Annotated in this window: 3 protein-coding genes; all 3 read right to left on the bottom strand. The window is 35.8% G+C overall.

Annotated elements, in window-relative coordinates; genetic code table 11:
- On the bottom strand, positions 1 to 2,118 hold a 2,118-nt coding region (locus Q7V20_RS19570), incomplete at its 3' end, for a DDE-type integrase/transposase/recombinase (RefSeq protein WP_304795109.1).
- Between the two features lie 18 nt (positions 2,119 to 2,136).
- The gene (locus tag Q7V20_RS19565; RefSeq protein ID WP_304795107.1) at positions 2,137 to 4,614 is read right to left on the bottom strand and encodes a hypothetical protein; all 2,478 of its coding nucleotides are present in this window, start codon (positions 4,612 to 4,614) and stop codon (positions 2,137 to 2,139) included.
- A 1,599-nt stretch (positions 4,615 to 6,213) separates the two neighbouring features.
- The coding region (locus Q7V20_RS19560) for a polyprotein of Ty1/Copia retrotransposon (RefSeq protein WP_304795105.1) at positions 6,214 to 7,782 on the bottom strand (1,569 nt) is incomplete at its 5' end.

Genomic DNA, 7,782 nt, shown 5'->3' with positions numbered 1-7,782 from the left:
TTTTAGATGAAGTGTAGGAGCATAGGTATTAATGTAATCAGTGCCATACTTTTGTTCAAAGCCTTTGAGTACAACACGTGCTTTAAACTTTTCAATAGTACTGTCAGCATTATACTTGACCTTAAATATCCATCTACTTTTAATTGGACGTTGACCAACAGGAACAGAACTGGCTGGTACTAATACCCAAACACCATTGTTTACTTGTGAATCAATTTCCTTAGCTGCAGCTGCCTTCCACTGATCCCACTCAGGTAAGCGTTGAGCTTCCTTGATGGTTCGAGGTTCATAGACCTTCTTGATTACAGTTGGAGTGCTTACAGATGCAGGTGTACTGGTTTTTATTTCTGTACCAGTACTAGCATTAGTGGTTGTGCTATTAATGGCATACGTCTCTCTGCTATTCTTTGAATTAGCATAAATACTTAGTTGCTTTAATGCATGATGAACCACTTGCTTGTGTACAGCGAAATTATTACAAGCTATACGTGTTGCTACTTTATCTGTACCAGCTTCCTTTTCTTTAGATACTAGTGTAAGTGCTGTGTAAGTTTGTTTAAATTTCACTGCTCGTGGTGGTAAAACACGACGAATTTGTGGGTTAGGTTCAATAGTAGGTGTGTTGATAGCAGTAGATGGTGTAGAAATAGCTGGTGTACGTGTGAGGGACCGCTGTTGTACTATACCTCTAGGCAACAATACCTTGTTTGACCGTTCCACATTTTGAGTTGGAATACTTCCATAAGTTTGATTGCTTCCATTAGTATTGACGTCTGCTGGTGGTGTGGCTTCACTTTGTGTGTCAACACCCCTTGTTGGTAGATCATTTACCTGGATGGAATCATCAATGCTTGTAGTAGTACCAATGTCCTTAGTGTTGAATAAACCTGTAGTGCCTACTTCACCATAATTGATCAGATCATTGTGAATGATACCAGTAACCACACTAGAACTTTGTTCAGCTTCACGTTCACTTGTATCAGTAAGACGGATAGCAGGTATGGTATTAGATAGAAGCTTGAAATCATAATGTCCTTCAATCACTACATCTTTACCTATTAATTTGTCATAGTTGCTATTATTATAGCCTTTGACTTTAATGTTCACAGGAGTAGTAAACTTTCCATTAATGACACGCACATGATGTGTGCCAAGGATGTTACTAGTCTCAGGTGAATAAATGAGATGTGTCTGATATGCACTATACCAGCCTACATAAATGCATCGCATGGCTGTGCTAGACATCTTATTATCTCTTTCTTGCTTTCTTAAATAGACTATGGCATCACTACCAAAGACTTTAAGATGCTTGAGTTTAGGTTTGGTTCCATGTATCATTTCATAAGGTGAAGTTCCAGGACCATTTCTACGTACCAATCGATTGACTATTAGTACAGCATAGGTAACTGCATACTCCCAAAAGATTGGTGGCAAGCCAGCAGATACTAACAACGAACGAGATACATTAAGCAAATGATAATTCTTACGTTCGACAATCGAGTTACGATGTGATGTGTGAGGCGGTGACAGTACGACATTTATACCTTTTGCCATGGTATAGTCATAAAGTTCTTGGTTAATGAACTCACCTCCACCATCTGATTTTAATGTTTTGATAACATAGTTTGGATAAGTTCTTTCAAGCATAGCTATATGATACTTAATCCATTCACTTGCATCGGATTTACGTTGTAATAGATATACCCAAGTATAACGAGTGTAACAGTCTACTATAACTAATATATATGAGTTAACAGCTAGCTTTAATCCAGTTTTAATAGGACCAATAAGATCCATATCAAGACGTTCAAGCGGCTTGCTGGGTTGGTATGCTTCCGGTATAACGGGTGCAGTTCGTACACGTGTTGATTTACCTAATGAGCACCCCTTACAGTTAACACCACCAACCTTATCAAGGCCATGAGGCGTTTTGGATGGTAGCCCTTCTAAAGAACCATTCTTGATTAATCTACGAATAGCATTGGCGCTAGCGTGACCAAGAGTTAAATGTAGACGTTCAGCTGGAGTTAAGGTACCATTATCATCCTTGTTAGTAAGGACAGTAGAGATAGCATTTAAGCTCGAACTTGATTCAATAGGGGCGGTAGAGGTCGTCAAACCATCTACCTGCAATCCTCATTCGGAGTCTGAGTCTGCATTTGTGTTGTACGTACCTTCAGTGGTAGAAGAAGTTTGAACAGCATTAACAGGAGCTGAAGATGAACTAGAGGTAGTAGCATTATTACCATCTGCTTTAGCATTGTTAGGACCACCAGGAACATCTTGTTTCTTTTTAGGGATATGACGTGTCACTTTGATACTAACAGTGGTTGGTTTGTTTGAAGGTTGACCATTGGCATCAATGTAGTTAGCACCTTTAGGTTTTGAAGCTAACTCTTTTACCAGATCTTTCTTCTTATTGTTGCCATGCTTTGGTCTTCTTGGTTCAAACGGTTCTCTTGGTAGAGTATGAACGTAGATATTACCATCATTCCGCTTAGCAGTTAATAGTATTTTACCTAGTTCACCATTTTCTTCTACAGCACGAAGTTGACAGCTGTTACTGTTGAATTTCACATTCATACCTCTATCGGTTAATAAAGCAACACTAATAATGTTAACTCTGAATTTAGGTACATACAATACTCTGTTAAGTACTAAGTCAGGTGTTAACATCATTGAACCACAATGTGTAACCTTGATTTCTGCACCATCAGGTAAAGTAATGAATACTGGTTGTTCCAGTTCGATAATGTCAAATAGATGACTATCATTACATGCAGCATGGGCTGCTCCACCTGTATCAAAAACGCATTGTAGGTGAGTATTAAAGTTCACATTACCAGCGGAGTAGTTGACTTGAACAACTTCACCAGCAGAGTTCCGTTCAACAGATACATTACAGGAGTATAGAGTACTATCCTTATTGTTATTGTTCTGTTGACCTTTATGGTTGCTGTTACCTTTACCAGAACCATTGGTAGTGTTCGTATTAGCAGCACCAGTCTTACCTTTATCTAATCGACATCGGTCAGGATGATGAGCTTTCTTACATCTACTACAATCATAATGATCTTTGGTTGTATGTGTAATGCTGTTGCACTTTGCACATTTAGTAGCAGAACCTTCTTTTTTAGAAGCTTGCTTATTGCCTTTGACATCTACATGATTGAGTGCAGATCTATCAGTGGGTAGATTTGATTGACGTTCTTCGATTGCGCGTGAATGATCTAAGATTAACTTGCACATATCATTGTATGACATATCTTCAAGGCGATTGTTGACAGTAACTGCTTGTATAATGTTCCATAGTTCAGTAGGTAATTTAAGTTGGAGCAGGCTTTTCAATGCAGCTTCGGACCTACCTTTGTCAACATATGCTAAGTTACGATTAGCATTATATATTGCTACTATTAAACTTTGAGTAGCAGCTGAGGAGACTTGTGAAGTACTTCCTCTTTTACCAGTACCATATGATATACTATCAAATGCACGATTAGCTTCTTCAATGGCAGCAGGTGTAATTCTGTGGTAATTCTCATCTAATGCTCTCCATAAAAGATTGCAGTTACCTTCAATATACAGTTGAGGTACATTAGATTCATAGATTAAAGCATCTGTTTGTAATTTGGATAAGACAAACAGTTCTTTGTCTTGTACAGCTGTCTTTAGTAGATAAAACAGTTGTTTAGATAGATCATATGCAGAACGTATGATGGCAGCTTTAATAGCAGCAGTGTATTCTTCACTAGCTCCATTACCTATACTGAAATCTACTTTCATGATTTCATTGGTGATATAATCTAATGGCTTGAGAAGAATGTCCTGCAAACCTACGCGTTTGCATTCGTCTACAACATTTGTTTGCCATGCAATAAAGTTAGCAGCTGAATGAACATTACCTGCTTCAAACTTGGGAATAGATAAGCTAAAACTGTCTAATGAAAGATCATGTGGCCAAGCAATGTTGATCGATGTCAATACAGAGCTGGTTAAAGTCTTATCTTCCTTGCTAGACAGTGTATGTATACGTGTACGATTGTTTGTAGCTATAGCACGCATATCTGTTTCACGTAATACATCTGGTTTGATCTTCTTACCATTTTGCATAATAGCACCATGATGTGTGATAATAGCACCGGTGGACAATGAATTAATATTGTTCTTACCTTTGGAGATTTGATCAATAGCAGAGTGTACTACATAAGATGTAGAAACTTCCTGTTTAGAAGTTGAAGATGATTTACCAGGAAGAGAAGAGCTGCTTGCATCACTAGCATTAGTGATGGTAGTAGCAGTACCAGGACTAGCTAATGATTCTAGTTGTGGTGTATCTGGTTCATCTTTGATTGTTATAGGTTGATTAATTTGAATCAAATTATCAGTATGACGTTTGTTTTCCTTTCGTTCACTAAGTTCAATGTAACATTGTTGTAGTTGATTATATTGTGCTTGCATGATTTGCATTTGTGCTAATACTTTATTCAGAGCATCTAATGTAGCACTATCATTACTGTTATTTATGTTTGAACTTGTAGATGAAGGAGAAACATCATGAGTATCTTCGATGTTAGGAAGATCAGTTGCCTTCTTCTTTTTGGAAGTAGAAGACATGTTGTCAATGTATATGTTATAATCCAATGGATTATAAATGGGGTAAATATAATCCAATGGATTATAAAACTTCCAATAATAATTGTTGATTATAAATAAACCAACACTAGAATGAACTACTAAGAGTCCACGCCGCTTCTGTAGTGTACTAGCTGGACTAGTATTATTGCTGTATATTATATGTGCGAGTACTAGCGTACACTGTTACTTGTTCGTTTGAGGCTAAAGTGTGGTGTGTACCTAAACCAGTAATATAGTTATCAGCGGAAGGACTATCAACTACACTCACACTCTCTTACGTACACGAACAATGTATCTAACCGACACTGATATAACAACAAACAATAACGTAGGAGCCACGCTACAATACAAACAGGGAAAAATGACAGATGTATATATATATCAATGTGTATATATATATGTCTACCACTTATGTATGTAAGTTATATATGTATGTACCAACAGATTATGTTTGTAGTAACACTGTATATACTTTGTTTTAGTAAATAATTATTATTGATGACAATAATTGATAATGATGCTCAAGAATACTATTATTAGTAATAATTAGTATCAAGTAGAATGCTTTTATCTAATATTATTGTTGATAAAAGTGTTGTATTACTATATATTTGTTATCTAACAGTACGTATACTTGTGTAGAAGTTATATTAGTAATATGTTATCAATTGTATAATATGTTCTAATGACTAATTATCAACTGATATATATATGTACGTATGGTATTGTTGTTATAGTGGTACTATTGCTTCTTATTTTAATAACTTTATAAATAGCTTATTATTATGGATTATATCGTTAGCAATGTATAATCAGATAGTGTATCTATGTTTCACTTCTTGTATTATCTTATGGTAACGTATATCACTTTATATGTAGCTAAGTAGTTATATATATATAGATAGGAATAGTAATAAAGTATCTTATTTTGTTAAGTACTTTTGAACCAATATAACTATACTAATACTTATTTATATGATGTATAAAATAGACAAATATTTAGAGTGTATATGTAAATATTGTATGCAGGTAGAGCATCGCTCTGATAAGGTGTTGGAATGATGATATATGTACTCAGAGCAGATACATATAATACAGCACTCGTAAGGTTGCGGTCTCAACGGATACAATTAAGTTAATATACAAATAAAATAATGTTTATAGAATACAAAATATATAGTACATAATATACTCACAGATGTGTTGTATATTATGGGATAATATATATAAAAGACAAAATAGTATTTTAAGAATCTATTTGAATAATCAGATAACATATATAAACATATGTTATATAGACAAAACATAGGCAAATTCTATGTATGACAAATCTAAGGAAATGCTAAGAGAATTTGACTGTGAGTGTGAAAGAATACGCAAGAGTGATCGCTTTGGAATCACAGTGAAACGTCAGCAATAATCTAGAAAAAGCAGTCAATATGCAGTCAAATCACAGTCAAAGCACAGTCAGAGTCAGAGACAGATGTGCTTAAGCTAGACTGAGATGTTGGGTGTGATAAACACAGTGATAAAAGGATATAACCAACGGAGGGCAATATGACCCTTCCAACACACCCCTTATCCGTTATTACGTGATTTATCAGCTACTTGTATACTACTTAACCTAACCATAAGTTGTGAAACTAATTTAGTAAATGTTTCTTTGGGTAATTGTTTAGTTAGTAAGTCAGCTAATTGTAAAGTGGTTGGTGTCCATACCATTGTGATAGTACCATTGACAACTTGTTCTTTAATGAAGTGATAACGTACATCTATATGCTTCGTGCGATTGTGGGAAGCACCAGAGTTGGTAAGCGCAATAGCAGCTGTGTTATCAACCTTGATAGTACTTGGTTTAGTTAATTCAAATTCATCTGGTACTACCATAAGCAGTTCACTTAACCAGTGATTGAACCATTTTAGTTCTTTTGCTGTTTCAGCAAGAGCCATGTATTCACTTTCAGTCGAACTAGTAGCAACTGTAGATTGCTTGTGAGATGACCAGTGAATCACATTACCATTTAGTATGATTATAGAACCAGTAGTAGACCGACGAGTATCTAAGCAACCAGCCCAATCAGCATCACTATAAGCACCAACAGTCATTTTTATATGATCTGTGGTACCTACATTTTTGTCAGTAGAAGCATCACCTTTGAACACCAGTGCCATATCAGGAAATGTGTGCAAGTATTCAAGTACTCTGAGTACTGCTGTAAGATGATGCGGTTGTGGATTAGCAGTGTAGCGTGCAAGTAAAGCAGTAGCTTGTGCAATGTCAATGCGTGTGTGTGTAGCAGCATAGATCAACGAACCTATAATCTCTTGATACACCTTAATATCAGCATTGGATGGTGTAATTACCTTACCATCTTCGTCTGCTAATTGTATTTTCTTGGAACCAGTGGGATTAAGCCTAGATTTGATTCTAGGTTTACCTTTATCATCCTTATCAAACAAGTAACTAAAACGATCTACAACTTCCATAACATACTTGTGTTGTGATAGATATAGGGTTTTTTGTTCTCTGTTTCTAGTGATGGCCATCTGAAGTATCCAAGTACATTCACCTTTAACTTCAATCTTAAACTTCGATTGAATGGTGGCTAATAGTGTGTTCCATTCTTTAGTATCAGCTTTGTGAAAACATATGACTTTGTCATCAACATATAAGCTAATAAGGAATAACTTACCAGTACCACTGCGTTTAACATAAACACAGGAGTCACTAATCAATGATTTGAAACCTAAGGACAGCATGAAGGTATGTACCATTTTATGCCAGTTATGTGGTGCTTGTTTAGCACCATACAATGATTTTACCAGTCTACAGACAAGTCTGTCTTTCACATCAGTAGAACCATTGGCAGGTAATTGTACAAATCCATCAGGCTGTTCCATGAATAAGTTTTCTTCAATTGGTGCGTTTAGGAACGCTGTTGTGTAGTCAATCTGATACATTTCAAGGTTCAGAATTGCTACAATCGCTAACATAAGTTTGAGCGATTTTAGATGAAGTGTAGGAGCATAGGTATTAATGTAATCAGTGCCATACTTTTGTTCAAAGCCTTTGAGTACAACACGTGCTTTAAACTTTTCAATAGTACTGTCAGCATTATACTTGACCTTAAATATCCATCTACTTTT

The sequence above is a fragment of the Aquabacterium sp. genome (assembly GCF_030652515.1).
In the GTDB taxonomy this organism is placed as follows: domain Bacteria; phylum Pseudomonadota; class Gammaproteobacteria; order Burkholderiales; family Burkholderiaceae_C; genus Aquabacterium.
Note: the sequence above shows the minus strand (reverse complement) of the source record. Positions and strands in the feature narration are given on the sequence as shown.